24 protein-coding genes are annotated in these 26,690 nt (G+C 38.6%); 16 read left to right on the forward strand and 8 right to left on the reverse strand.

Translation table 11 applies throughout. The features are described 5' to 3' along the window. Positions 1-96 precede the first annotated feature (96 nt). The 3 genes from CSB87_RS13475 to CSB87_RS13485 all read left to right on the forward strand — a co-directional run bounded on the left by CSB87_RS13475 (position 97) and on the right by CSB87_RS13485 (position 2,518). Positions 97-324 carry a hypothetical protein gene (locus CSB87_RS13475; protein WP_002050410.1) on the forward strand — a complete coding sequence of 76 codons (228 nt, stop codon included), beginning with the start codon at positions 97-99 and terminating at the stop codon, positions 322-324. A 227-nt stretch (positions 325-551) separates the two neighbouring features. Continuing rightward, positions 552-2,219, forward strand: a complete 1,668-nt coding sequence (locus CSB87_RS13480) for a mechanosensitive ion channel (RefSeq protein ID WP_004888608.1) — start codon at positions 552-554, stop codon at positions 2,217-2,219. Positions 2,220-2,347: 128 nt separating this feature from the next. After that, positions 2,348-2,518 (forward strand): hypothetical protein, encoded by a 171-nt coding sequence (locus CSB87_RS13485; protein ID WP_004888606.1) that lies wholly within the window; start codon positions 2,348-2,350, stop codon positions 2,516-2,518. A gap of 12 nt (positions 2,519-2,530) precedes the next feature. Here the strand turns inward: CSB87_RS13485 and CSB87_RS13490 are convergent, their stop codons facing one another. From CSB87_RS13490 to CSB87_RS13510, 5 genes are all read right to left on the reverse strand, one after another. Next, the gene (locus CSB87_RS13490; protein ID WP_004888604.1) at positions 2,531-3,730 is read right to left on the reverse strand and encodes an NAD(P)/FAD-dependent oxidoreductase; all 1,200 of its coding nucleotides are present in this window, start codon (positions 3,728-3,730) and stop codon (positions 2,531-2,533) included. A gap of 116 nt (positions 3,731-3,846) precedes the next feature. Continuing rightward, on the reverse strand, positions 3,847-4,728 hold the full coding sequence (locus tag CSB87_RS13495) for a 1-aminocyclopropane-1-carboxylate deaminase/D-cysteine desulfhydrase (RefSeq protein WP_002050330.1): 882 nt from the start codon (positions 4,726-4,728) through the stop codon (positions 3,847-3,849). Between the two features lie 65 nt (positions 4,729-4,793). Next, positions 4,794-5,927, reverse strand: a complete 1,134-nt coding sequence (locus tag CSB87_RS13500; protein ID WP_004710365.1) for an HlyD family secretion protein — start codon at positions 5,925-5,927, stop codon at positions 4,794-4,796. Between the two features lie 40 nt (positions 5,928-5,967). After that, positions 5,968-7,611: an MFS transporter gene (locus CSB87_RS13505; protein WP_002050275.1), complete on the reverse strand. Its 1,644-nt coding sequence runs from the start codon at positions 7,609-7,611 to the stop codon at positions 5,968-5,970. Then, complete coding sequence (locus CSB87_RS13510) at positions 7,608-8,177, reverse strand: TetR/AcrR family transcriptional regulator (RefSeq protein ID WP_022575897.1); 570 nt, start codon at positions 8,175-8,177, stop codon at positions 7,608-7,610. The genes CSB87_RS13505 and CSB87_RS13510 overlap by 4 nt, the downstream gene beginning before the upstream one ends. A 178-nt stretch (positions 8,178-8,355) precedes the next feature. On the opposite strand from CSB87_RS13510, the gene CSB87_RS13515 reads away from it, so the two are divergent. The 3 genes from CSB87_RS13515 (at position 8,356) to CSB87_RS13525 (ending at position 9,646) form a co-directional block, all read left to right on the forward strand. Then, positions 8,356-8,979 (forward strand): LysE family translocator, encoded by a 624-nt coding sequence (locus CSB87_RS13515; RefSeq protein WP_004888595.1) that lies wholly within the window; start codon positions 8,356-8,358, stop codon positions 8,977-8,979. 162 nt (positions 8,980-9,141) lie between these two features. Then, the gene (locus tag CSB87_RS19965; RefSeq protein WP_004888592.1) at positions 9,142-9,330 is read left to right on the forward strand and encodes an NF038215 family lipoprotein; all 189 of its coding nucleotides are present in this window, start codon (positions 9,142-9,144) and stop codon (positions 9,328-9,330) included. Continuing rightward, positions 9,311-9,646: a hypothetical protein gene (locus CSB87_RS13525; protein ID WP_004888590.1), complete on the forward strand. Its 336-nt coding sequence runs from the start codon at positions 9,311-9,313 to the stop codon at positions 9,644-9,646. The genes CSB87_RS19965 and CSB87_RS13525 overlap by 20 nt, the downstream gene beginning before the upstream one ends. A gap of 82 nt (positions 9,647-9,728) precedes the next feature. On the opposite strand, the gene metG is transcribed toward CSB87_RS13525, so the two are convergent. Next, positions 9,729-11,795, reverse strand: a complete 2,067-nt coding sequence (metG, locus tag CSB87_RS13530; RefSeq protein ID WP_004888589.1) for a methionine--tRNA ligase — start codon at positions 11,793-11,795, stop codon at positions 9,729-9,731. A 379-nt stretch (positions 11,796-12,174) separates the two neighbouring features. On the opposite strand from metG, the gene CSB87_RS13540 reads away from it, so the two are divergent. The 3 genes from CSB87_RS13540 (at position 12,175) to CSB87_RS13550 (ending at position 15,092) form a co-directional block, all read left to right on the forward strand. Next, positions 12,175-12,702, forward strand: coding sequence for a hypothetical protein (locus tag CSB87_RS13540; RefSeq protein ID WP_050457715.1), 528 nt, complete (start codon positions 12,175-12,177; stop codon positions 12,700-12,702). Positions 12,703-12,847: 145 nt separating this feature from the next. After that, complete coding sequence (gene apbC / locus CSB87_RS13545; RefSeq protein WP_004888584.1) at positions 12,848-14,077, forward strand: iron-sulfur cluster carrier protein ApbC; 1,230 nt, start codon at positions 12,848-12,850, stop codon at positions 14,075-14,077. A gap of 142 nt (positions 14,078-14,219) precedes the next feature. Beyond that, positions 14,220-15,092 (forward strand): 5'-methylthioadenosine/S-adenosylhomocysteine nucleosidase, encoded by an 873-nt coding sequence (locus CSB87_RS13550; protein ID WP_004888582.1) that lies wholly within the window; start codon positions 14,220-14,222, stop codon positions 15,090-15,092. A gap of 30 nt (positions 15,093-15,122) precedes the next feature. On the opposite strand, the gene CSB87_RS13555 is transcribed toward CSB87_RS13550, so the two are convergent. Next, positions 15,123-15,689 carry a DUF2062 domain-containing protein gene (locus CSB87_RS13555; protein WP_004888579.1) on the reverse strand — a complete coding sequence of 189 codons (567 nt, stop codon included), beginning with the start codon at positions 15,687-15,689 and terminating at the stop codon, positions 15,123-15,125. Between the two features lie 355 nt (positions 15,690-16,044). Between CSB87_RS13555 and CSB87_RS13560 the strand changes: the two genes are divergently transcribed. The 7 genes from CSB87_RS13560 (at position 16,045) to CSB87_RS13595 (ending at position 25,589) form a co-directional block, all read left to right on the forward strand. Beyond that, on the forward strand, positions 16,045-16,638 hold the full coding sequence (locus CSB87_RS13560) for a LysE family translocator (protein WP_004888576.1): 594 nt from the start codon (positions 16,045-16,047) through the stop codon (positions 16,636-16,638). 115 nt (positions 16,639-16,753) lie between these two features. Continuing rightward, complete coding sequence (dcd, locus tag CSB87_RS13565) at positions 16,754-17,323, forward strand: dCTP deaminase (protein ID WP_000985728.1); 570 nt, start codon at positions 16,754-16,756, stop codon at positions 17,321-17,323. Positions 17,324-17,634: 311 nt separating this feature from the next. Beyond that, a complete protein-coding gene (locus CSB87_RS13575) occupies positions 17,635-18,933 on the forward strand; it encodes a hypothetical protein (protein ID WP_004888573.1) in 1,299 nt (432 codons plus the stop codon). A 225-nt stretch (positions 18,934-19,158) separates the two neighbouring features. Beyond that, the gene (locus CSB87_RS13580; protein ID WP_004888571.1) at positions 19,159-21,291 is read left to right on the forward strand and encodes a hypothetical protein; all 2,133 of its coding nucleotides are present in this window, start codon (positions 19,159-19,161) and stop codon (positions 21,289-21,291) included. Positions 21,292-21,306: 15 nt separating this feature from the next. Then, entirely contained in the window at positions 21,307-22,032 is a 726-nt protein-coding gene (locus tag CSB87_RS13585; protein WP_004888567.1) for a DUF6160 family protein, read from the forward strand. A gap of 32 nt (positions 22,033-22,064) precedes the next feature. After that, complete coding sequence (locus CSB87_RS13590) at positions 22,065-24,476, forward strand: DUF6160 family protein (protein WP_004888564.1); 2,412 nt, start codon at positions 22,065-22,067, stop codon at positions 24,474-24,476. 159 nt (positions 24,477-24,635) lie between these two features. Continuing rightward, positions 24,636-25,589 carry a DUF6160 family protein gene (locus CSB87_RS13595; protein ID WP_004888560.1) on the forward strand — a complete coding sequence of 318 codons (954 nt, stop codon included), beginning with the start codon at positions 24,636-24,638 and terminating at the stop codon, positions 25,587-25,589. 77 nt (positions 25,590-25,666) lie between these two features. On the opposite strand, the gene CSB87_RS13600 is transcribed toward CSB87_RS13595, so the two are convergent. Then, positions 25,667-26,611 (reverse strand): tRNA dihydrouridine synthase, encoded by a 945-nt coding sequence (locus CSB87_RS13600; protein WP_004888558.1) that lies wholly within the window; start codon positions 26,609-26,611, stop codon positions 25,667-25,669. Positions 26,612-26,690 lie beyond the last annotated feature (79 nt).

The raw sequence follows: 26,690 nt of genomic DNA on the forward strand, positions 1-26,690 counted from the left end.
CCTAGTCACCTTCGCATAATGCTTTTTCACACAATGCAACAAATCAAATTGTTATGATGAATATAAAGTTAATGATAATAGAAGAGGGGAAAGAAGATGCATGATTTTTCAAAACCACCTCATGTGACGAGTCCTGAAGAGACTGCAAAAAAAAGAAGATTGCCAGTTTATATTTTAATTATTGTAGGGCTTTTTCTTCTTGCGCTTATTGTTTATATGGTTGCTGAACATAACCAATCACCAAAACAAGAAGCGGCTTTTCAACATGAGACTACACCACATGTCATGATGGGTAATTCTGATTTGAAAACTTACAAAGGATAGTAAGCTCACTAGTATATATCTATAGAAAGCCTTTAGGATGTGCCCTGAAGGCTTTTTTTGCAATCTTTTGCATCAATTTGTTGTATTTATGCAGAAGAATGTTGATTGAAAAATATTCAAAACATAAGGTGACATAGACCGCATTTATCGTCATTTTTTACAACGAACTGGTGTTTTTCATTTATTGATAACACTGAAAAGAACATAACAATTGAGGACATAACAATATGAATGAATTTTTTAATGGGCCCCGCGGCGCTCAGTTTGATGCGATGTATTACTGGGATCAGTTTCATCCTATTTTAGCTGCAATTGTCATCTTACTGGTTGGCTGGATAATCGCTTTATTAGTTGCGGCAGGGGTAAAAAAACTTCTGCAAAAATTAAATACGAATGCCAAATTATCTTCAGCTACAGGACGTACTCCCAACATAGAAGGCCTCGTCTCCAAAGTCATATTCTGGTTTATTCTGATTCTTGCTGTTGTTGCCGCTTTAAATGTGCTCAACATTAGTGGAGTGAGTGGGCCATTTAGCAATATGGTGAATCAGGTACTCGTCTATATTCCAAATATCATTGCTGCCGTGGTAGTGGGTTTCATTGGCTGGATCGTTGCTCGACTGGTGCGGGCAGGAATTACCAATGTGCTATCCAGAACGCAACTTGATGACAGGTTAAGTAGTGAAGTAGGAGTAGGGGGAATTAGCCAGAATATTGGTGAAATTCTTTACTGGCTTGTATTATTACTTTTCCTTCCTATTGTTCTCTCAATCTTAGGATTAACAGGTTTACTTATTCCTATTCAAAATATGGTGAATGAGGCAATCGCCTTCCTACCAAATATCTTTATTGCTGGCGTTATCGTTTTTGTTGGTTATATCTTGGCAAAAATTGTACGCGGTATTGTTGAAGGCCTAATCAATAGCTTGGGTGTTCAAGCGCAAGCTGAAAAAATCGGTCTTTTCAAAAACTCAAATGTAGGCAAATTCTTAGGTTCTTTTGTTTTTGCCATTATTATCATTACGACATTAATTGTGGCATTTGAAGCTTTAGGTATTGAGACTATTTCTCAGCCAGCGACAGCAATGCTCAATGAAATCTTGCAAGCGATTCCAAACATTATTGCTGCAGGATTAATTTTACTGGTTGCTTATATTGTTTCTCGTTTTGTTGGACGCTTGGTTGCCGAACTCATTGCGGGAACAGGTGTTGATGAAATCCCTGCAAAATTAGATGTACAACGCTTTTTAGGTCAAACTAAAGTTTCTGGCGCTGTGGGTTGGTTAATCGTGTTCTTTACGATGCTGTTTGCAGTTTCAGAAGCTGCTGACCGTCTTGGTTTTGAACAGATTAGTGGTCTGATTGCAATGTTTATCCATTTTGGTGCAAACATTCTATTGGGCGCTGTAATTTTGGTTATTGGTTTCTGGCTTGCCAATGTTGTGGCAAATGTGGTGCAACGCGGTGAATATAATAGTTCACGTTGGTTAGGTAGTTTGGTTCGTGTCTTAATTATTGGTTTAGTCCTTGCGCTTGGTTTAAAAGCGATGGGTATTGCTGATTCGATTGTGAACCTTGCATTTGGCTTAACTCTAGGTGCAGTTGCAGTGGCTTTCGCACTTGCATTTGGTTTAGGTGGTCGTCAACCAGCTGAAAGATTGCTGTCTGACTTGCTTGATAAAGCGAAGAAAGAAGCTAATCAACCAAATCCTTTATATCAACCACCTTCTACTACAACAGCAAGTACGTCTTCGGCTTCAACTCCGTCAACGACTACAACAGCACCATCAACAGTTTCATCTGATGCAAAACCAGCTGATTCTGCACAAGTAAATCCATCACAACCACCAGTAAATAAACCGTTTGGTTCTACTGGCGAAAATGATGAAATTTAGTAGGTGTAACTAATTTTCAGATAAACAGTACAAAAAATCTTTGATTTTTGTGATAAGTTCGACCACTCTATATTGAGTGGTCGTTCTGTCTTTGACAGCTATAAAAACAAATAAGTGAGGAAAATACGATGAAGAAGCCTGGTCGTTTTTTAGCACCTGTTGTAATTGCTGGGATTACCGTAGGTTTTTTAGCAAGTGCTTATAAATTTGTATTTAGCAAATCCGAATCATCAAAACAGACAACAAGCCATAAGCATGATTCTGAAAAATCATCTAATGATTCGAAAGCAGCAAATTAGCGTATTCAATAGTTAAACATATTGTGCTGCTGCATAAGCAGAAGACCAAGCCCATTGGAAGTTATAGCCTCCTAAGTGGCCAGTCACATCAAGTACTTCTCCAATAAAGAACAGTCCTTTCTGCTTTTTACTTTCGAGTGTTTTAGATGAAACTTCGGTTGTATCAACTCCACCTAAGGTAACTTCTGCAGTACGATATCCTTCAGTGCCTGATGGTTTAACTGAAAAACCATGTAACTGCTCGGCAATATGTTCTAGCTGTGCATCACTCATATTACCAATTGCCATTTCGCTATGCTCGGGCCATATGAGTTGTTGTAGCTCTTGTACAATACTTTTCGCAGTAAACTCATTAAGAAGGGTACGTAATAAAACTTTAGGCTGTGCTTTCTTTTTATCTTTTAAATAAGTCGTTAAATCTTGGCTTGGGAAAAAGTCAATTTTAAAACTTTCACCGGTATTCCAGTAGTTAGAAAGCTGTAAAGAACTTGGCCCACTTAATCCACGATGGGTAAATAATAACGCTTCAGTAAAGCTATTTTTTGAATTGCTTAACGTGACATCTAAAGCGTTACCACTTAAGCGCGTGGTGACTTCTTTGATATGATCCGAAAAAGTAAAGGGGACTAAACCAGCACGGGTTGGGTAAACTGTATGCCCAAATTTTTGTGCCAATTCATAGCCAAAACCAGACCCACCCAAAGTCGGAATAGATAAACCGCCTGTAGCAACGACTAATGACTCACAGCTAAATCGCCCTTGGTTGGTGTGTACAGAAAAACCGCCTTGTTCTAATGGATCAATCTGTCCAACTTCACAATGGGTCTGGATTTCAACATTGTTGGTTTTATTACACTCACTCACCAACATCTCTAAAATTTCTTTAGCGCCGTTTAGGGTAAATAATTGGCCGTGTTTACGTTCTTCATAGGCAATTCCATAATCACACACCAGACCAATAAAGTCCCAGTTGCTATAGCGTGACAGGGCAGAAATGACAAAGTGTGGATTATGAGAAATATAGTTGTCAGGCTCTACATACAGGTTGGTAAAGTTACATTTACCTCCACCCGACATTAAAATCTTTTTACCAATTTTATTGGCTTTTTCTAAAATTAAAACCGAGCGTCCTCGTTTAGCAGCATGTGCAGCCAACATGAGTCCAGAAGCGCCTGCACCTAAGACAATGACATCGACATGACTGTTAGACATAAGAGATTCTCGATTAATCGTGAAAATTAAAAAGGGGCATATACTACCATGTCAGCCCTTACTCGTGCTAAAGACATTTATGATGGTAGAGAAAACGTTAACTAAAAAAGAGTGAATTATTGGTCCGTTTTATTTCTTATATCTGCCTGTAAGCCACCAGAATGAATAGCGAGAATACGAGTTCCTACAGGAAAGTAATTATTTTTTATAAGGTCGGATAAACCGAACATCATTTTTCCCGTATAGATTGGTTCAAGAGGCACGGCATATTGCGCTTCAAAACCTTTAATAAATGCAAATAGTTCAGGTGACGTTTTGGCATAACCACCGCAGCAATAAGCATCTGTTAGCGACCAATTTTGTTTTTTAGTCCACTGACGAATCTCTTGTTGTAAAAAGTCGCCTTTTAAAGCTGAAAATCCTAAGACTTTTTGATGTGTTGAACTTTTTTCAATAAGACCTGAAATTGTTCCGCCAGTTCCTACCGCACAGCAAATCACATCATATTTCTCTAAATCACTCTGACTAAGAATTTCCTGACAACCTTGAACTGCTAACTTATTGGTGCCGCCTTCAGGGATTATGTATGTTTCAGGAAACTGTTGAATTAACTGTTGAAGAAATTTTTCATCATCTCTCAAACGATATTCATTGCGTGAGACAAAATGTAGCTGCATTCCTAAATTTTGTGCTTTTTCCAAAGTGGGGTTAAGCGGCTTATTCGTTAACTCTTCACCACGAATAATTCCAATACTGTTTAAGCCAAAAATATGAGCTGCATAGGCCGTTGCGGCAATATGATTTGAATAAGCGCCACCAAAAGTCAAAATATTTGATAGTCCTTGTTGTTTTGCGGCAAGTAAATTGTATTTTAATTTGAAAAACTTATTGCCCGAAATTTGAGGATGGACGAGATCTAAACGTTTAATGTCGAGATGAACAGATGATGGGAGTTCAATGTGCTGGTAAGAAATAGGTTGGGCAATGTGATCAAACATTAGAAATTGAGAAAAATAATGAATGATCACATTGTAACTTTTTAAAGAGAACTTTAAAAAGCTGATTAAGAGCTTGTGTCGACAGAAGTAATCACTGACATACCAGGGCGTAAGTGTTCCATTCCTTCCTGATTTGGGTCGATGGTGATACGTACAGCTATGCGTTGCACAACTTTAGTAAAGTTACCTGTCGCATTGTCTGGCTTTAATACACTGAACTCGGAACCTGCAGCAGGCGAAATTTGCTCAACATGTCCTGTAAATTTTTTGTGGTTCATCGCATCGACTGTAAACCATGCTTTTTGTCCAATTCGCATATTGGCAATTTGGGTTTCTTTAAAGTTAGCAATCACCCAAGTTTGTTGTGGAATTAAGTAGAGTAATTGTGAGCCTGCTGCGACATATTGCCCAACACGAGGGTTTACTTCCCCAAGTTGACCATCCATAGGAGCAACAATAACGCTATAGTCTTTAGTGGTTTGTGCTTGATCTAATTGTGCTTTAGCGCTAGAAACTTGTGCCTCTAAACCTGCTTCTGCGACCTGTGCGGTTTTTAAAGCCTCTTTTGCAACTAATACATTAGCTTCTGCTTGCTTAAGGGCTGCGAGATTATTTTCGGCATCTGCTGCGGCTTTATCTTGCTCAGATTTAGAGGCTGCACCACTATTTCCTAACTGCTGATAGCGTCTAAGCTGTGCTAAAGAGAGTTCGTATTGAGCCTTCACCTGATCTACTTTGGCTTGCGCCGCAACAATATCAGCTTGTTTTTGTGCGATGGATTGGGTTTGATTAGCTAAAGTATTTTTAGCCTGTTCAACGCCTGAAGCCGCTTGTGCTACTTTTTGATCGTAAGTAGTGGCATCAATATGCATTAATACTTGACCCTTTTTAACATGGTCAAAGTCTTTCACTAATACATCTTTAACATAGCCATTAATTTGTGAAGATAAAACAGTGGTTTTACCTTTGACATAACTATTGTCCGTTTGCTGTACACTCGTTGCAAAAGGCCCAATTCTCCATGCCCATAAAATAACTAAAATACCAATAATAAGAACACCTAACATCCATAATAGGGTTGAGCGTTTTGTTGGAATCAGTTTACTTGCAGGTGCAGGTGCAGGTGCAGGTGCAGGTGTTGGCTCATTATTAGATGTTTGAGCAGGGCTTTGTTCCGGTTTATTTTGATCATCTGACATATATCAATCTCAATTTCTGTTTCATCAATAACGAAAGCCATTAAGGACGGCTAATTCCTCTGCGTTGTAGATATTTACTACGGGCAATATTAAATCCACCCCATAAGAGCAATGCGATAGCAAAAATACCGTTTAACGCAATAACATCATTGTAGGCACGCACTTGTGCTTCACGGGTGACCACTTGATTGAGTGTGCGCATGGCCTGAGCCGTTTGTAATGCCGGGTCATTTGTTGTGATGGCTGCACTGCGCTGATAAGTGGAGAGCCTTTGAGAAACTAACGGGTCGGATTGTTCTAAATCTTTAATAATCTCGACTTGATAGTTTTGCGTGCGGTGTTGTTGATAGGTCGAGAAGAAAGAAGACCCGACCAGACCACCAAAGGTTTGAGTTGCAGAGAACAGCACAATAAAAGTCACTACATATGAAGGACCTTTTGCTAAAGTTTGAGCAAAGCCAATAAGCAGTAATGGCCCAATAAATAAACCACCTGCAAAACCCACTAAGAATTGACTTGCAAAAAAGTTCACAGGTCGAACATCACTGGTTAAGTGATAATCTAGTCCACAGGCAACCAGAATCAAGAACTCTGCAAAAAGTAAGTGGAAGATAATTCGTTCGCGTGAAAAAGTCAGTGCACTAAATAATGTTCCGCTTAAAATCCCGATAAATATCACAACATAAAGAGGTACAAACTGATCAGGCCCCATTCCCATGGCTTTTAAGAAGTTAACAGCAGCATAGCTTTGCTCTGACATTAGAAGCCGAATCGCAAAAGCACCAAAAATAAAACGTAGTGTCGAAGCAGTACCTAACCAACGTGTCATAATTAATGGATTGGCACGGTAGTGTTCGTAAAGTAAACCTAAAACAACTAAGCTAAAACCTGCAATTAATATATAAGCAAGCCATTCGCTATTAAACCACCACAGAATTGGTCCTTGTGTAAGCACAATACATAAGCATGCAAAACCAGGAGCCAGTAAAGCAAAGGTAAAGAAATCCTGCTTCTCAAACACATAAATACGTAAGCTGCGTGGTAGTTTCAATGAAACAACCATAGCTAAACAACAAAGTGCTAAACCAAGCTCAAAGGTATATAGAACAGACCAACTGTCTGTACTAACAAGAAATGGAGAAATAATCCAAGCGAGAGGAACACCTAACTGCTGAAAACCAAAGGCAATGTATATACCTTTTGCCATGTCAGCTTTTTTAAAAGCTTGCATGGTGTAATACATGCCTAAGGAGCTTAGTGGTGCACCTGCTAAACCAGCTACAACCCGTGCGAACAGCGCCATTTCATAGGTATGTACAAAAATATGTAAAACAAGAACCGCAATAAAAATGACGAGACCTATTTCTGAAAATACTCTCAGACCATATTGTTGACGGGCCTTAAACAAAATCAGGTTTGAACTGACATTTGCCATAACATATGCAGCAGGCAGCCATGCAGCTTCGGAAGGGGTTAGGCCATACTCACCTTGAATTAAAGGCAAATTTGCCGTGATAAAGCCATTACTTAAGCTTGCCGAAAGAGCAACGAATAGCCCAATGAAAAAATAGATAAAACGTTTAGGTACAGAATGTGCAATCGCTGCTGGTGAACCAGGTAGAGTCGGTTGTTCCTCTGGTGTCCAGTCGGGTGGTGTTTCTAAATAACGAGGCGTTTTACTCATTCTATCCCTCGAATTTTTTGTATTTGAATACCATTAAATAGTAATTCAATTGCTCGTTTTGCTAAGCGAGTCTGTTCTTCTGGCTCATGTCCTTGAAATGAAGAACCTAACATTGCAGTGACCATTGCATAGTCATTAGCAGTCAGATCAGCTCGACACAATTTTTGTTCTATCGCATTTTCAATCAGTGGTTTAAGTGCATTATTTCGCCTTTCATAAATTTTTAACATAATTGGATCTTGTCGATCAATCACTCTCCAAAAATCTTGCAAAATTGCGAGTTTGGGAAGCTGTGCAATATGTCCTTCAATTAAACGAAATAATCCATCCTCGAATTGTTGAAAATGAGCAGCTTTTTGCTCTAGCTGTGTAATCGCGCGCTCTAAAAGGGCGCTAATTAAAGCCTTTCGATCACAAAAGTTTCGGTAAAAGGTTGCTCTACCTACACCTGCATGGTCAATGACAACTTGTAAAGGCACATTAATGCCATGAATACGGAAACATTCTTCGGCTGCAGTGAGTAATTCATCCCGATTATGGGCTGCAATTTTTTGACGCTTACTCATGTCATGGATTGGGGGAGATTTAAAGATGATATATTTAACGGACATTTTTGTCCGTTGTGAAGAGATAAATTGTAAAAACATGAAAATTCAATTTTTATCATTTATATTTTTCCATTTTTATATGTGTCATAAAAAGCTGCTAGAATATCGCCAAATTGCATGATGCTAGGTCAATACAATGTTTGAGTCCCTTATTCCTCTTTTTTCAATTGCGATGGCATTGATGCTTGGAGCAATAAGCCCTGGGCCGAGCTTTATTTATGTAGCACAAAATTCAATTTCTAAATCACGTAAACATGGTTTGTTTACTGCTTTAGGTACAGGTACGGGTGCTGCTCTTTTTGGTTTTTTAGCAGTTATGGGGTTACAGGCAGTTTTGTTGGCAGTGCCTTCAGCTTATCTAATTTTAAAAATTGGTGGTGGACTGTATTTACTTTGGCTTGCTTTTAAAATTATCAAACATGCCAAAGAACCAATTGCCATGGAAAATGATGGCAAATCAAAAATGACCTATAAACAGGCATATCGATATGGCCTGATTACACAGTTAAGTAACCCGAAAATTGCTGTTGTATTGGCGAGTGTATTTACTGCTTTATTGCCCAAAGAAATCCCAAATTATTACTATGTTGCATTGCCATTGATTTGTTTTATGATCGATGCGGGGTGGTATTCATGTGTTGCAATGCTGCTATCTTCAGAGAAGCCAAGAACAATGTACCTAAAAGCAAAAACTGGCGTTGACCGCGTAGCTGGAAGTATTGTGAGTATATTGGGCTTAAAGTTAATTTTCTTCAAATGATAAGTCTTTAATTAAAATATCTAAAAAATGCAGAGCCAGCTGTTTATAGACTGGCTTTATTTTTGAGTAAAATATATACAAATTGAAATATCTTTTTTAGTTCTTAACCATTTAAAAAGTGGTAACTTAATAAATAAAACAAAAAGAAATGAGGGTCACGCTATGAAAAAATTGATGGTGAGCATTTCTGTAGCTTTTCTTATCTTAACGACAGGATGTGAGATGAGAACAATGAGCAAGCAACAGCCAGCCAATGAGCGGACTATGAGCATAGTTGGTACTCCTGTTCATGAAAAAGATTACAAAATTTCTGATTTACAAGCCAACAATCATGAGCAATCTAACTATTAAGTTACTCATAGGCTGCATCACTTACTGCATTTTAAATGTAGTAAGTGCCTGTGAGCCTGCATCTTTAGATTGGAAGCTTTTTCAAGAAAAATATGATGTAAATCATGATGGTTTGTACAGCTTAAAAGAGTTTCCACAGGTACAAGATTTCTATCCTTATCGTTGGCCTACGGATAAGCGTTTTCAGGGAGAGAATAAGCAAACAGAACTCTTTCATTATTTAGATAAAAATAAGAATGGTTATTTAACAAATGAGGAATTGGGGGATATACACGTTTTACTTAGTAACCCTTGTGAAGGGCGGCCATGGACATAATTTAAATCTTCTTATAGATGTTTCTAGAAAATTTATAGTTAAAAAAAGCTCCCAAATTAGGGAGCTTTTTTATGAAGGCAAATTAAGACACTTTATCGCCAGGTTTTGCACCACTATCTGGAGAAATAATGAAAATACCTTCACCATTTCCAGCAGCAAGTACCATACCATTTGAAATACCAAAACGCATTTTACGTGGTGCAAGGTTGGCAACCATAACAACCAACTTACCTTTTAGGTCTTCAGGCGCATATTGACTACGAATACCACTAAATACATTACGTGGTTCAGCTTCACCTACGTCTAACGTCAGTTGTAGCAATTTATCTGAACCTTCAACTGCACCTGCTTCAATGACCTGAGCAACACGTAAGTCAACTTTTAAGAAATCTTCAATACCGATAATTTCAGCTTCACCCACTGCTGGAGTAGGGGTTGCTTTTTTCTCGGCAGATTTCTCTTTCTTTGCTGTTGCTTTAGTTGCTTGTGGAGCTGGAGCACCTAAAGACTCTTTCGAAGCATCAACCATTGCTGCAACAGCTTTTGGATCAACACGCTGCATAAGTGGCTGGAACTGCGCAATTTCATGGCTTACAAGAATTTGTTTGCGTGACTCGAAATCGAAGCTTTCAAGTTTTAAGAAATCTTGAACTTGCTTAGCCAAAGTTGGAAGAACTGGCGCTAAGTACACTGCGAGTTGACGGAATAAGTTGATACCAACAGAGCAGACATCAAGAACTTGTTGTTCTTGACCTTCTTGTTTAGCAAGAGCCCAAGGCTTTTTCTCATCAATATATTGGTTTGCACGGTCAGCAAGCGCCATAATTTCACGAATGGCTGTAGAGAATTCACGTGCTTCATATGCTTTAGCAATTGAATCACCAGCATCAATAAAGCTTTGTACTAACTCAGATTCTGCACATTCAGCAGATAAAGTATTGTTAAAGCTACTATTAATGAACTTCGCACAGCGACTTGCAATATTGACGACTTTACCGACTAGATCTGAATTTACTTTCTGAACAAAGTCATCAAGGTTCAAGTCAGAGTCTTCAACTTTATCTGAAAGTTTAGAAGCGAAGTAGTAACGTAAATACTCTGGGTTTAAATGCTGTAAATACGTCTCGGCCTTAATGAAAGTACCGCGAGACTTAGACATTTTTTGTCCATTTACAGTCAAGAAACCATTTACGAACAAGCCTGTTGGAGTGCGATAGTTCGCACCTTCAAGCATTGCAGGCCAGAATAAAGCATGGAAGTAAACAATATCTTTACCAATAAAATGGTAAACCTCATTTTGACTATCTTTTTTCCAGAAATCATCAAAGTTTAAGTCTGGACGTTTAGTTTTAATATAGTTTTCAAAACTAGACATATAGCCGATTGGGGCGTCTACCCACACATAGAAATATTTATTTGGGGCGTCTGGAATTTCAAAGCCAAAATATGGTGCATCACGAGAAATGTCCCAGTCTGCTAAACCCGCTTCAAACCATTCGTCTAATTTATTGGCAATTGAAAGAGGTAGACGACCTTCATCACGCGTCCATTTCTGTAAATATTCAGAGAAGTTTGGTAGTTTAAAGAAATAGTGATCTGATGATTTTTCAACAGGTGTTGCACCACTTAAAGTCGAACGCGGGTTAAGTAATTCGGTTGCGTTATAAGTTGTACCACACACTTCACATGAGTCGCCGTATTGATCTTCTGATTTACATTTCGGGCATGTACCTTTAATGAAACGGTCAGACAAGAACATACCTTTTTCTGGATCAAATAATTGAGTTACAGGGCGAACTGCAATATTTCCAGCTTCACGGTTTTTAATATAGATATCTGTTGAACGAGCTTTGTTTGCATCACTATGAGTTGAATCATAATGATCGAAATGTACGCCAAAACCGTCAAAATCACGAATGTGCTCTTTTTGAACATTCGCAATTTGCTCTTCTGGGCTAATACCATTTGCTTCGGCACGTAGCATAATCGCTGTACCATGAGCATCATCCGCACATACATAAGTCACGTCATGACCCATTGCCCGCATGGCACGAACCCAGATATCTGCCTGGATATAACCGAGTAAATGACCCATATGAATTGGACCATTGGCATAAGGGAGGGCATTGGTGACTAAAATTTTACGCACGGATCTCATTCTCTCATTCGTATTTATAAGGTGGAAGATTTTAACTGATGCAGGGAGATAAGCAAAGATTAATAATCTTTGTCTAAAGAGAAGAGGTAGCTACAGAAATGGGCCTAAAGCCAGAAAGGATTTCTCTTTAGAACAGATAAACAAATCAAAAAATATTTGAATCTTCCTGTATTGTCTTTGTTTCAAATTGCAGTTACGGTCAGAAAACAAGCCATAACGATGTATAACTAATAACTTATTCAGGTAATTTTTTTAATTAACGATGAGGATAACAACGATGACTACTGAAAATAAATTAGATGAATTAAAGGCAAAAGCGGCTGATGCAAAAGTACAAGGTGAAAAAGCTTTGGACGATTTAAAAGAAAATATAAAAGAGAAACAAGCTGCTGGCAAAGAAGCAGTTGAAGATAAAGTAGATGAGTTGAAAGCAAAAGCAGCAGATGCAAAAGCCCAAGGTGAAAAAGCCTTGGAAGATTTAAAAGAAAATGTAAAAGAGAAACAGGCCGATGGTAAAGAAGCTGTTGAAGATAAAGTAGATGAACTAAAGGCAAAAGCAGCAGATGCAAAAGCCCAAGGTGAAAAAGCCTTAGATGATTTGAAGGATAATGTAAAAGAGAAACAGGCGGCTGCAAAAGAAGCAGTGGAAGAGAAAGCCAGTGATTTGAAGAGCAAACTTGATGATGCTCAGCATAGTCTGCAAGACAAATTTGATCACCTGCGAACTGAAGCAGCTCATAAACTTGATGATGCTAAAGCAAAAGCAGCAGAATTAAAGGAAGAGGCTGCATCAAAATTAGATGAGTTAAAAACTCAAGCAACTGCAAAGTTTGATGAATTGAAGAAAACGGCAACAGATAAACTCAATAAATTGAAAAATCACGATTCTGCTGAATAAGCTGATTTAAACAAAAATTCGTGCTCCTCACTCAAATGATGAGGCTTTAAAATTAGCAATTATTCATTTCGAGTTGAGCGAGTGCGGATCAATACTGTTACACTAGCTCCAACAAGCTGTAATGATCTGTTTTGGAGTAAACAATATGTCTTGGCTTTCTTCATTAAAGTCCGTTTTTTCACCCGCACAAGAAGTGAAAGAAGATGAAATCCAAACCGTACTCCAAAACTATTTACTACCCCATTCAAAAGATGCCTTAAAAGAGCGCATTAGTCAGCTTCAGGTACAAGGCCGAGTTTTACAGCTCACCATTAATACCTTTCCAGATGAAAAAGAGTATTTGCAACAAATTCATGATGATTTGGCTGGAGCTTTACAAAAGTGTGGTATTGAAGAACTTAACTTACATGTAGTTCAACAAAAGCGTCCTGCTCAAGAAAGTTCAGGCCAAGGCTGCTCATCTAAAGCACCTAAAGAAAGTGCGAACTTACCTCCTGTGCTTGATGCCTCACCTAAATCTGAACCTGATCCAAACAATCCTCCGATTCAAAAAGCTGCTCCACAACAAAGAGATGTTCCACTTCATCCTCGGATTAAAAACGTCATTTTAGTTTCATCTGGGAAAGGTGGAGTTGGTAAGTCAACAACTACTGTCAATTTAGCACTTGCCTTACAGAAAATGGGGCTTAAGGTTGGGGTATTAGATGCCGATATCTATGGCCCAAGTATTCCAACTATGCTGGGTAATGCAGGCAAAACACCTCTTATTGAAAGTGAAAACTTTGTACCTTTGGAAGCATATGGTATGGCTGTGCTTTCTATTGGACATTTAACAGGTGACAACAATACTCCTGTTGCATGGCGTGGACCAAAAGCAACCGGTGCTTTAATGCAATTGTTTAACCAAACACTTTGGCCAGATTTAGATGTACTCATGATTGATATGCCGCCGGGTACCGGTGATATTCAACTTACGCTTGCACAGCGTATTCCGGTTACAGGGTCAATTATTGTCACTACACCACAAAATGTTGCTTTACTGGATGCGACCAAAGGAATTGAACTGTTTAATAAAGTTGGCATACCTGTATTGGGTGTAGTTGAAAATATGTCGACTCATATTTGCTCAAATTGTGGACATGAAGAACAAATTTTCGGCATTGGTGGTGGTGATAAGCTTTCCGAGCAATACCATATTCCCTTATTAGGTCGTTTGCCTTTAAATGCTCAAATACGTGAACATGCTGATGAGGGTAAACCAAGTGTTATAGCAATGGATGACGCAGCCGATAGCTACATTGATATTGCGAAAGCTGTGTGGCAACAAATTGAAAAAATTCCTCAACGCACGCGTGATGATAAACGAATCTTTTGATTCAACTGACCCAGCTTTAAGCTGGGTTTTTTATTGGTTGGTTAAAAGAAAAAATTAAATTACTGAATCTAAATAACAAAGCTGAACTTGAAATTGGCATATAGATTGCTACTTTACGCTTTTAAAAAGAAATAGGTGAGAAATGCAATTTAAATATACTTTTGGCGTTATCAGTTTATGTAGCGCTTTATTTTTGGTTGGATGCAACGACGATCATTCAACAGTGTCCCAAACAACGCCAGTTGAAGAGCAAAAACAGAAATTACAGCCGATTATTATTCAAGGCGCCTTACCTGTAGAGTCAAAACAGATGGCTTCTAAATTACAGAATGTGACTGTTGAAACAGTAGGTGGGTGGACATTCTGGAAAGGAACTTACAATGGTTACCCAATGGTGATTTCTAAAACACGCATGGGCATGAGTAACTCTGCTGCTGCAACAGCTTTGGCAATTGAGCGCTATAAGCCGATTGCAATTATTAATCAGGGGACGGCAGGTGGTCATGACCCAGATCTACACGTTTATGACATTGTTTTAGGAAAATATGCAACCAATATTGGTGCGTTTAGAACACCTAAACAGCCATTAGGTGGCGGTTCAAACTCACTTACATGGGTTGAGGCCTTTGATGTTTTGCCAACAGATGAATCTGACCCAGAACCGATCGCAATACGCAAATTTGAAGGTGATCAAGAGCTATTAATGGCGGCGCATAAAGTCCGTTATGATAAAGGTGAGGTAGTCGAAGGAACGATTGGCTCGGCAGATGTGTGGAATAATGAGCTTGACCGAATTCAATTTTTCCATCAGCGTTATGGTACTTCTGTTGAGGAAATGGAAGCAGCATCTGTTGCACAAATCGCAAGTCAGTTTAATGTTCCTTTCTTAGGAATTCGGATTTTATCTAATAATATTACTAATAATGGAGCATATGATCCTGGTACAGGAGAGGCTTGCCAAGACTATGTGCTTAATGTGGCAGAAGAATATATGAAATCTAAACTACCAAAATAATAATTTAACTATAGGCAAGAAGATGGGTTCTTATAGGACATCTTCTTGTCTTTTATGACCAGGTCTACTTTTCCAATTTCGGATGACCATCCAACGCCAGAAAACTTCAGTCACTATGTACAGTATGATTGCAAAGACAAAAGCTTCAACTATAAGCCCGGTCATTAAAATTTTAGCGAGGCTGAAATCTATATGACCATGACCAAAATGAGTAATCCATCTAGAAATCTGATGAAGTACGCCTAGGAGCATCTTTTTATTGATCATATGTACATGATAAATATGCGAACCAAACCAGAATCCAACATATAAAATAGGAACTAATGTGAGAGGGTTACTAAGCCAAGCAAGCATTAGGCTGATGGGTAAATTCACCTCAAACAGCAATACGGCCATCACAATAAAAACGCTATGAAATGGAATAGGCAGTAAACCAAAAAATGTTCCTACAAAAACCGCTCTTGTAATCGATTTACGGTTGACATACCAAAGCACTGGATTAAGGGTTTTTTGCCCAAAAATCCTTAAAAATTTCATATTTGAAACTTTCTCTGGAGAAGGAAGCCAAGACTGAAAAAATTGCTTTGCCATAATCATAGAATAGTAGAGTCTGGTGACTCATATAAACACAAAAAAACAATATATTAATTGAAACTTATTAAAAGCTTAAAAATTAAACTTACTGCTGTAATAATTCATTATAGATCTTTTCAACTTAAAAATAGATTTAAAATAAAAATACTTATATTACTTAATACAATTTGGCACGCAAAGCTCGACAACTGACTCTAAAGTTTTTTAGCTTAAGCTTCTTTACTTTCTTGTATCTATTTGTTTAATAATAATATTTACTTTTACCGTGTTAGTGTTTTAAAAAATCGTCTTACAATTAGATTTTGCCTTCATAAAAGATATCTATTAATCTGAGATGACTACATTGTGAGGTCATTCAATGATTTCATGGCTTTTTATTGGCTTAGTTGCCACAATTTTACTTACCCCAGGCCCAACCAATACTTTACTCGCATCGTCAGGAGTACAGGTAGGTCTTAAGAAGTCTGCGAAATTAATTCCGGCAGAAGTTCTTGGATATATTATTTCGATTTCCGCTTGGGGCATGTTAATCGGGAAAGTTTCTGCAACACTTCCTTTCTTACCTCCTATGCTTAAATTGCTCAGTGCTTGTTACATTATTTTTTTAGCGATTAAGTTATGGCATACAGCAAATCAACAATTTGAGTTAGATCAGCCAACTATTCGACCACGTGAATTGTTTTGTGCAACTCTATTGAACCCTAAAGCATTACTTTTTGCTTCTGCAATTTTTCCTGTTACAGCATGGACTGATTTTCATATTTATCTCATTCATATGCTGGCTTATTTGGCTTTAATTACACCGATTGCTTTATTTTGGATTTTTTTAGGATCAATCTTGGCAGCTAATAAAGTAAGTTGGTTAAATCAGACGAATTTACAAAAAACAGCCTCACTAGTTTTAGTTAGTTTCTCAATTCCGATTAGCTATTCTGCGTTATTAAACCTTTAAAAGTCTTGCTGAGCTATTCTTATCGAGAAGAGTAGCTCAAGCGTTGTTTTCATAATTGCTTTTTTACGTTAAAGTACGTCGCAATCAATGAAATTACCTTTTGGATAGAAAATACATGGCTATTAAGTCTGATCGTTGGATTCGCGAAATGAGCGAAAAACACGGCATGATTGAACCTTATGCAGAGAATCAAGTCCGTTTTGATAAGAATGGCGAAAAATTGATTTCGTACGGGGTCTCTAGCTATGGTTATGACGTACGCTGTGCACGTGAATTTAAAGTTTTCACCAACGTACATTCTGCAATTGTTGATCCGAAAAATTTCGATGAAAAAAGTTTTATCGATATTGAGTCTGACGTTTGTATTATTCCGCCAAACTCATTTGCCTTGGCGCGCACAATTGAATATTTCCGCATTCCACGTAATGTTTTAACTGTATGCTTGGGTAAATCAACTTATGCACGTTGCGGAATTATTGTAAACGTGACGCCTTTGGAACCAGAGTGGGAAGGTCACGTTACTTTAGAGTTTTCGAATACTACGAACTTACCTGCACGTATTTATGCGGGTGAAGGTGTTGCACAAATGTTGTTCTTTGAAAGCGATGAAGTTTGTGAAACATCTTATAAAGATCGTGGTGGTAAATACCAAGGACAAACTGGTGTTACACTTCCTAAAACCTAAGTTGTTCTAACGTAGATTAAATTCTAAAAAATGGGTCACTTGAAGTGGCCTATTTTTGTTGAAAAATAAAGAAAGTGGCATTCATCGGAATATTTATAAATGAACGTTTTCTTTTGTAAAAAATGATATAAAATGATCAATAATTGATTTGTTTCTTTGAGTTGTATCACACAATTTAAATGGACTTAAATCATAAAAATCAGCTATAGGCATTTCTTTGTTTTATTCAATTTAAGATTAGATTAAAGAAAGGAAAGCCAAATAAAAAGAAATTAAATTAGATTATGCCCCCAAGGATACGGAGGTCGGTCATGCGACAGTTTAAGTCTCTTCATTTAGCTATTCTAGCGCTTGGAAGTTTATGCTTTTCTTCAGCTTATGCTGGTTCTACCTTAGTTCCAATGTCAGATGCTGAGTTGTCAGCTACTCGTGGCCAAGCCTTGATGAGTATGTCTTATATCGCACCTACCGATGCTGCAAGTAACTCAAGTACTAACGGAAACATGGGCTTTTATCGACTTGCCCTAGATGCCCAGTTAGAACTGAATGCCAACATTAAAAAATTACAATTAGGTTGTGGTGGTGTTAATGGAGCAGGGGCTTGTGATATTGATATCGATTATTTGAGCCTAAGTGGCGGCACTGTCGATAGTACTAGTGCGGAACGAGCTGCGTCCTCCGCCGTTATTACCAATCCATTTTTAGAGTTCGCTGTTAAAAACCCAAATTCAGCTTCTACACGTGAAATACAAGGTTTCCGCTTAAGTGCCAAATCACTTTCGGGTTTACTCACTTTTGGTTTACAAAATGGTGATGCGGCGAGTGGTATTAACTCTTTGAGTGGTTACTTAGTGACTAAACCAACAGGAGGCACGGTAACTACCAATCCTTACTATGGTATTACCCAAGATGAGACTGGCACAGCAATTACAGGACGAGCACAATTTATAGGGAATGTAGCAACTCTTCCATTTACATCTACCGATTATAATCTGAATTTGGGGGCTGGTAGTGGAACTCTATCTATGGGTCAGCAAATTATTACGGGTAAACGTATAAATACAGCCAATTTAAATGCGACTGCAAGGGTCGGAGGAATTGCAGTTACAGGGACTTTAGATGCAACTGCTTCATTACTAGGTATTCCTGTTCCGATTTCCGGTAACGTGACTGGTACCGTAAATAATTTAGATGTAAATGTAGCAATTAAACAAAGTTTGGGCTATTTCCATGCTGCACAACTAAATGGTTCTGCTGGTTATTTATCTGTACAAGGTGTGAATATATTGTGGCCAGAAGCTGCATCGACTGCCCAAACTGGATGGTGGTTAGAGCTTACAAACCCGATTGATATTGGCCAAATTACTCCTACAGGTAGTGTTGATATTGCTCTAGCTACTATTAATGATGCTTTAGGGCAAGTCAGCTCGTACCTTAATAGTAATCCTGTGGCATGTGGGCCACTGGCATTAAGTTGCTTAGCTGGTAATCTTCCTATTGGAAATGTTGATTTAGCAGGTAAAACACCTGCTTCTATGAGCTTAACTAATGTGGTTTTACAAAAACAAAATTTCTCAGCTAACTGTTATGGTTCTCTAAAATTCTGCTGATTAAGATCATTACTTGAATCATTTTTCATTCATCGGAAAAATGTATTTTTGCTGATTTAATTTTGCATTTGAATAAATATTCAGCATAATGGAAATGTGGAAAGGTTGGCAATTTTGAAGTTTGCCCCTTGTGAGATGGAAAAGGAAATAATTTCATCACACCTCAAGGACTGTTAAAGAAAAAGAAATATGGTGCGCGGCATCGTATAAAACAGGAAGGTCACGATGACTACACTTAATTATACGGTCGGTTTTCGAAAAACCGTTTTAGCAAGTTTAATTGGCCTCTGTTTAAGTCAATCGAGCTTTGCTCTTGAAGAGCTTTCTGATGCCGGTTTAAGTGAAACTACAGGCGAAGGTATTGCAATATTACCCCAAAACGCATTTATGGTATTCCGTGGTGCTGGTCCCAATGAATCTGTAAATCAAATAATTACCGATCGTAGTAAAGATACAGGTTACATTAACTATGTACCTGTAGGCCCCTTAAGTGTTGCAGCTGCTGATACTAGTGGTAATGGTACTGTTGGGCCAGAAGATAAAGCAGTAGGTAAAGCTGATATCTTTCTTTATGGTTTAGCACTTTCCAAATCGGACGGTGATGCAAACTCACGTATTGCTAATACTGCAACAGCAGCCGCGATTTCAAGCTGGGGAACAGGTGCGAACCCATGGGTATTCAAAGTAAAAACTGTCAACAATGTTCCTAACTTTAGTACTACAGATAGCGGTGGTTATCCTGTTACGTATTTATCTTTAGAGGCTCCTTTATATCAACCTACTATTGATGGTGCAGAGGGTGCAGACGCATATAATTTAAAATTAGGTTTATGGGCAGATGCATTTGTACGGAATCCTAATATTGTGGCAACGACAAATGGCTCTTTAGCACAATTCCAATATGGCGATAGTAATGGATTAATTGGTACCAGTATTGATACAAGTCGTGCTAACCGTTTGCGATTACAAGGTATTCTAAATGGCTTTAGTCTTAATGGTAGCCAGATTAGTATGTTTCAAACACTAGGTGGGGCAACCTCTGCTGGTGGAATGAGTCCTTTTTATAACAATACTTTAGGCATGTCTGGCTTAGTTCGCTTAAATACGGGTGATAGTAAAGATACAAGTATTGTGACTGAGAATGTTACGAGCCAAACCCAAACCTATGCGTCGAGCACCAATAATGGTTGGCAAACAGTACATGCTGGTGCAAATTCAACATTAAGTACAAGCAGTAGTGGCGACTGTGGTAATAGCAGTACAGGAAGTTTCAGTACATCACGTGGCTGTCGCTATTATGTAGAAAATCGTACTAGAACAGATACAAAGACATCAAGTAAGACTCGAAGCGCCTTTAACGATACAAGTAAAGTTTTACGATTGAGTACTTGTGAAACCTCTGACTCACCGAATGCGTCAAATAACTTATATACACCAGCGTTGGATTCGACAGGTGCTATAGCACCGAAATTTGCAGATACTGAAGGCTTATATCTCTATAATCCCAATATTAACTTAGTGTTAGGTAATTTATATCAACCCCTTATTTTGGGTTCTGATGGTAAAAACTTTAGTATAGAAATTGCACGAATTGCCAATAAGCCAGAAATATATAAGCAGATTTATACGGACTACACTGGTGCCGACACGACTTACAAAGGATCTACCTGTAACGTTTATTCATGTGCTAATCCAACACACAGTAGTATCGCAATTGGGACAGTTTACAGCCCTGATAATGGAAAAACTTTGTTAGCAAATACAAGTGAAGGCGCAATTGGGGTTTCCTTTGGTCGTTTAATTTCAACAGGAACACAAGTTTCTGGAACTTCCGCTGGTAGTCTAGTTTCACTGACCAACTCTGTATCTGGAACGACCTCGGCATCTATGACAGAAGTCCGTTTTAAACAAAGACAACAAAATACTCAAATATGGAACCAAGAATATAGTTGTGGTTTGTTTAATTCCAACTGTGGTTATAAAACATTAGGATATTTATATCAGTGGGAATATAACCAAGGTACAGGTACTTGGGTGATTACAAATCCAACTGCTAAACCAGCTGACGCAGCGAAGTGTTCTGGTGCATTAGGATGTACGAGTACATCAGGTTCAACTCCAATGTATGGAACGGTTTCAAACCGTGACTGGAGTAACTCTTCTATTCCATGGCTCACATCAAGAAATGCTGTGGTCAACGATTTAATTGGTAGTAGTAACGGTACCACAGGCTATGTGATTCCAACTACCAATCAGGCACCTGCATTAAATAACATTACTCCTCTCAATAATTTAGGTTCTGCTGTGGTGGATGGCTTGCTCATTCAGCATTTAAAACTCACCACAAAGGGTCTATAAGAGGAGAATAATGCGATGAAAAAAATAACTGCTTTACTCCTTACTCTTTGTGCAACTGCGAGTCATGCAGAATTACAAACTTTGGACAACGACGCTTTACAGGCGATTAATGGTCAAGCTGGTGCTGATTTGTCTTTAATGCTTAATTTAAACCAGACCAGTAACGGTATATTTGATAATGGTAGTGGCGGCGTTTGTGAAAACGTAGAGTTCTGCCACATTGGTTTAGCAATTAATAAACGCTTTGTGCAAGCAGACGCGACTAAACCAAGTGGTTGGGCTGAAAATAGTGATAGTGGTAATAAGCTTTGGTTGGTGTTTAAAGGTGTACAAGGAACTTTAAACATCCAAAAAATGGGTTTGGATGGTGCTGATTTGAAGTATCTCGATAAAACCAATACCGAAATTATAAAACCTGCTATTCAACTAAGTTTTAGTGCTGCACAACCAATTTTAATTCGTAATTTTGGTTTTAATGCTTTATCCATTGAGCAAGATAACTTTACAAGTTCAACAACGACCCAAGGCTCGAGTACGAATATGTATGATTATGCATATTTCAAAAAACCAACGTATGCTGCAACTGCAAACAGTGCGACTCAGCAAGTGGCCACAGCAACGCCTTCAGCCTATGACTATGGACGTGAAACAGGTTTTATGGGTTTAATGATGAACGGCAACTTGGCTATTCAAGGAAAAGTCATGGTGTTTAGCTGTGATGGTAGCCATCCCCGTTGTTAACGGTTAATGTAGATTTCAAAGGAACTGAAGTGATGAACAAAAATAAAGAAAGTCACGGCTCAAAGTTTATTTTAAATACATTAACAGCCAGCATGTTGTTAGTGAGTGGACAAGTTTTTGCTTTAGAAGCGTTAACCGATGCCGATTTGAGTGCAGTCAATGGTCAAGATGGGATCTCAATTCAAACGACTTTCAACGAAATTAATGTTGATAATGCTTATTGGGATGATCATGCGGGCACGCCAACAAGTGCTGATCAGGTTTTAAGAGCTCAAGCGAGTGGTGTAAAAATACAAAAAAGTAATGCCTCTACACAAGCTTTAGGAACGAACTACCGTTTAGATGTGGGGAGTAATACGACTACAGGTAAAGCTGGGGTCGATTTTTCTATGCAAAGTAGTCCATCCCTCATTACGGTAAATAGCGTGAAGGTTTGTAATAGTTCTGCTACATGCTCACCTACGTTAGGGCAGTTGGCTATCCAAACAACATCACCTTTAAATCTAGCATTGACTACTCAAGATGGCCTGTTTACTCCAAATAGCCAGTCAAATATGACATTGGGTATAAATAACGCAAATATTTATTTAGGACAGTTAGATGCTCGTAGTCAACTCAACCAACTAATTTTAAAGAATTTTAACTTTAATTTTGTGGGTAAAGGTGTCATGTTTATTGACCCTATCCGTGGCTTAGTTTTACAAACTAATACTGGGTCAAATGTGGCTGCTATAGGACAAACACCAAATAGTACATATGGCTATGTCGACTTTAATCGGGTGGCAGACTCAGCTTCGGGTTTAACGGCAGGTACCTATGTTGATAGCAATGGCAAAGTGACGAATTCAGGTCTGAACATTGAAGTAATGCTCAGTTCTAATGTAGATAAAACCAATCCTTATGGGCTAGATGCTACGAATACACCGCAAAATTCAAAAGGTTTAATTCGTGTAGGCGCAAGCGGACGTATGGTAAATAGTTATTTACAAGTCCGTGGTATGGATGGCTCTTCGGACGCGACAACCTTAGGTACAGCAAATACTGCCTCAGGCACCACCTCAAGTAATAGTATTTTGGGTAATACTGGAATTGCCTTTCGTATGAAAGGTGAGTTCACTAAAGATAACGATTCTATGCTAGGCGCCGATGGCAAAGCCACGACTTTAGAAATTGGTGGGGCAGGGCTGAATGCTTATGGTTTTGAGTTTGGTAATTTAACTGGGCTGAACTCAGCTACACGTGGTTACTTTGATAGCGGGAATATTTATCTAAATCTTGCTGATACAAAAACCTTATTAATGCCGAATAACGCAACGTTAAATGCAATTCGTTTAGGATCTGGCACTTTAACAACTGCTGCCGATTATCAACATAATATTCACCGGGATACGGTGGCTAATCCATTTAGTCTAATTCTTGCGATGCGTGGAGCAGAGTTTCAGGCATTTTCTAGACGTGGTCGCTTTACTACCAGTGCCAATGTCGCTGCTGCTAATCAATTTGTAGATAATGGCTTAAGTAACCAATGGGGCTTGGCTTTACCTTTTTATAACTTAAATGCCAATGCCGCAGTTTATGGGGTAGATGCACCAGCGAATAGTGCTTTTTACTATACAAAAGATGCTAATGGTAGACCTGTTCAGAATGTTGTAGGTACCTCGGGAACGACTTCGCGTTTAGGATTTGGTGTTGCTGTTGGCACAACAGGACGTGATTCAGGCGGTACAAAAACAACTTCAATTTTATTAATTGATGGTTCTCCAAATGCCAATAATGCGGGTAATCCTACCGACTACTATATGGGCTTACGTAATATCGATATGTTCTTAAAAGGTAATGGGACTATCGGTTTAGAAAATGGCAGTTTAAATATCGGTTTAAAAGATATGTTACTTGCCTTATCAACTGAAATTGCAGCGGGTTATTTACCTGGGGCTAAATATAAGACTTGTCCGGCAACAGGATCTTGTACCTCACCAATTGATAACTTTGCTCGAAATAACGATGTTTTATTTGGTTTAAAACTGCGTTTAGGCGGAGATCTTAATTTATCAATAGTGCCAAACAGTTCAATTGCCGATGGTAGTGCGCTCACTGTTTTGGGTGATTTTACAATGCCTGCCACAGCAACCGGAAACTCAGTTCAAATTAGTGACCCGATTGATGGCTCTGCAATTGGTCTGGAGAACATGACTGGAAAGCTTGCGTTCAATACAGCATTAGTTGTTGGAAAAGACAGTGCGAGCGGACTAGGCAAAGTGGGTGTAAATACCGCAGTGTACTTTAACCCTGATAAGAATATTGATGGTGCTTTACGTGTTAAAGATATTAATTTCTATCCACCTTCAACAGGGGCGGGTGCACGTTTAGGTGAACTTGCAATTACTGGTGGACGTTTAAATAGTAACTTTAGCATTGTGCCGAGAAATGGTGCTTTTAACTAATAAATAAAAGTGGAGATATCGCCACTTTTTTAAAATTTAATTTTTGAATGTGATTGGATTTGCATTCGTCGGGTTATAGGGATAATTGTTTTGTACTCATCTATTATTCTGATAATCTGAACAAATAATAAACGTTTGTCTCTTAAGGATTAGAGCAACATGAAAAATAAAAATATAGCCTGTTGGTTATTATTTGCCAGTAGTTCAAGTGTTTTTGCGATGCAGCCTTTAGATGACCAAAGTCTTTCAGCAACGACGGGTCAAAATGGTTTAACGCTAGGCATTCAGGCCGATAAAGTTAAATTTAATCAAGTGGCCTTGATTGATACCAATGGTATTGTATCTACATCTTACAACAGCAAAGCTGGTCTCGTCATTGCGGGGAACTCTACTAATCCTGTTCCAAGTATAGAATTTATTAAAGCAGCTGTATCGACCAATCCGTCTTTCAATATTGCTATAGATACCGATGCAGGTGCAGGTAAGCCTTTTGTGAACTTGGCTGTCACAATGGGAAGTGACGTCAATGGTATTCGGCTTACACCATTTTCAGTTTATTTAGCGCCTAATACATCAGTTTCTAGTCCTTCGGATTATGCGGTGACTAGTTATGCACCCAAATCAATTTTTAGCTCGGGAACCACGGTAAATACAGGAGTGAAAGAACTTATTCGCTCTACCGGAAATTTGGATATTAACTTTGTACAGACCAATAAACCTCGTTTAAACATTCAATTGGGGCATGCTGCCCAGTCTGTCATGGTCAAATTTGGTGGAGCTATTCAATCGATTTGTTCTGCTGCATCTGGTTGTCCAATTACTTTAGTGTCTGATAATACTGGCGCTAACTTTGGGTTTAAATTTGCGGGAACAAATTCATCTACAGGATTTGTTCTTGATGGGTTTTATGCTGGAGTTGACCCGACGGGGCTAACTTTTGGCAATACGGGTGTCTCTAGTAAATTTGACGCATCCCTTAACAATATAACTTTAGGAAATGCGGGAATACAAAGTCCAACAACGTTTAATAATTTACCTAATGGGTCTATGGGGAGTTTTGGAGTCACGGGTGCTTCGGTAACCGACTTTAAAATGAAAGTAAGCGGGTTTTAAAAATAATCACTGAACCTGAAATACAAAAAAGAGGGTGATTGTCTAAACAACCGCCCTCTTTTATAAATTTTAAGTAATTAGCTATGTGATGAGCTGGTTTGTTCTAACTTTTGAACAATTTCATCTAAAGCTTTAATACGTTTAACTTGGTCCCACAGTTCTTTGGCTTGAGGGTAGGCTTTGGTCATCATACCTAGCCATTGCTTATAACGACCAACCATACCAATTTCTGTTTTTGCTTGACCATTTAAAAACCGAATTTGTAAGTCAACCAGTTGCTCCCAACTAAATAATGCCTCATCCATATTATTACGAATGCATTGTGTTAAATCGGGAGTTGTCACAGCACCACGGCCAATCATTAAATCTTCACAACCAGATTGTTGTTGACAGGCTTTAGCATCGGCATTGGTCCAGATTTCTCCGTTAGCAATCACATTAATTTTTAAAGCTTCTTTAATAGGTAGAATTTTTTCCCAATAAGCTGGTGGTGTATAACCATCTGCTTTCGTTCGCGCATGTACAGTTAACCAGCTTGCACCCGCATCTTCAACAGCATGGGCATTTTCCATAGTGTGGTTTTCATCGAGATAACCCAAACGCATTTTTGCTGATACAGGAATATGCGCTGGTACAGCATCACGGACTGCTTTAATGAGCATATGTACCACGTCTGGTTCATCAAGAAGTACGGAACCACCTCTATGACGATTGACTGTTTTTGCAGGGCAACCAAAATTAAGGTCAATTGCAGGAGCACCTAGTTCAACCACTTTTGCTGCATTTGCTGCCAGCATATCTGGGTTGTTCCCTAAGAACTGAACATGCACAGGTGTTCCAGCAGCTGTTTTACCGTCGTTTTTTAACTCAGGGCAAAAACTATAGTAAATATGGTCTGGCAAAATACTGTCTGTAACGCGAATAAACTCGGTTACACACCAGTCGAAATGACCAACAGATGTGAGCGTATCCCGCATGATCGGGTCAGTTAAACCTTCCATTGGAGCGAGTATGAGTTTCACAGTCTGAGTCACCTGATTAAAACAAAAACAGCGTTATACGGGATATATATAACGCTGTCTAGTAGTGCTGAAATTTTAA

The organism is Acinetobacter sp. AR_0276 (genome assembly GCF_003000705.1).
GTDB lineage: Bacteria > Pseudomonadota > Gammaproteobacteria > Pseudomonadales > Moraxellaceae > Acinetobacter > Acinetobacter nosocomialis.

Bases quoted from the DNA above. Each gene is read 5' to 3' on its own strand.
- CSB87_RS13525 (WP_004888590.1), top strand. From the start codon at position 9,311: ATGAGCAATCTAACTATTAAGTTACTCATAGGCTGCATCACTTACTGC.
- CSB87_RS13580 (WP_004888571.1), top strand. From the start codon at position 19,159: ATGACTACACTTAATTATACGGTCGGTTTTCGAAAAACCGTTTTAGCA.
- CSB87_RS13560 (WP_004888576.1), top strand. From the start codon at position 16,045: ATGATTTCATGGCTTTTTATTGGCTTAGTTGCCACAATTTTACTTACC.
- CSB87_RS13485 (WP_004888606.1), top strand. From the start codon at position 2,348: ATGAAGAAGCCTGGTCGTTTTTTAGCACCTGTTGTAATTGCTGGGATT.
- CSB87_RS13500 (WP_004710365.1), bottom strand. From the start codon at position 5,927: ATGTCAGATGATCAAAATAAACCGGAACAAAGCCCTGCTCAAACATCT.
- CSB87_RS13515 (WP_004888595.1), top strand. From the start codon at position 8,356: ATGTTTGAGTCCCTTATTCCTCTTTTTTCAATTGCGATGGCATTGATG.
- CSB87_RS13555 (WP_004888579.1), bottom strand. From the start codon at position 15,689: ATGATTATGGCAAAGCAATTTTTTCAGTCTTGGCTTCCTTCTCCAGAG.
- CSB87_RS19965 (WP_004888592.1), top strand. From the start codon at position 9,142: ATGAAAAAATTGATGGTGAGCATTTCTGTAGCTTTTCTTATCTTAACG.
- CSB87_RS13495 (WP_002050330.1), bottom strand. From the start codon at position 4,728: ATGTTTGATCACATTGCCCAACCTATTTCTTACCAGCACATTGAACTC.
- CSB87_RS13595 (WP_004888560.1), top strand. From the start codon at position 24,636: ATGAAAAATAAAAATATAGCCTGTTGGTTATTATTTGCCAGTAGTTCA.
- dcd (WP_000985728.1), top strand. From the start codon at position 16,754: ATGGCTATTAAGTCTGATCGTTGGATTCGCGAAATGAGCGAAAAACAC.
- CSB87_RS13475 (WP_002050410.1), top strand. From the start codon at position 97: ATGCATGATTTTTCAAAACCACCTCATGTGACGAGTCCTGAAGAGACT.
- CSB87_RS13585 (WP_004888567.1), top strand. From the start codon at position 21,307: ATGAAAAAAATAACTGCTTTACTCCTTACTCTTTGTGCAACTGCGAGT.
- CSB87_RS13505 (WP_002050275.1), bottom strand. From the start codon at position 7,611: ATGAGTAAAACGCCTCGTTATTTAGAAACACCACCCGACTGGACACCA.
- CSB87_RS13480 (WP_004888608.1), top strand. From the start codon at position 552: ATGAATGAATTTTTTAATGGGCCCCGCGGCGCTCAGTTTGATGCGATG.
- CSB87_RS13510 (WP_022575897.1), bottom strand. From the start codon at position 8,177: ATGAGTAAGCGTCAAAAAATTGCAGCCCATAATCGGGATGAATTACTC.
- apbC (WP_004888584.1), top strand. From the start codon at position 12,848: ATGTCTTGGCTTTCTTCATTAAAGTCCGTTTTTTCACCCGCACAAGAA.
- CSB87_RS13590 (WP_004888564.1), top strand. From the start codon at position 22,065: ATGAACAAAAATAAAGAAAGTCACGGCTCAAAGTTTATTTTAAATACA.
- CSB87_RS13575 (WP_004888573.1), top strand. From the start codon at position 17,635: ATGCGACAGTTTAAGTCTCTTCATTTAGCTATTCTAGCGCTTGGAAGT.
- CSB87_RS13490 (WP_004888604.1), bottom strand. From the start codon at position 3,730: ATGTCTAACAGTCATGTCGATGTCATTGTCTTAGGTGCAGGCGCTTCT.
- CSB87_RS13550 (WP_004888582.1), top strand. From the start codon at position 14,220: ATGCAATTTAAATATACTTTTGGCGTTATCAGTTTATGTAGCGCTTTA.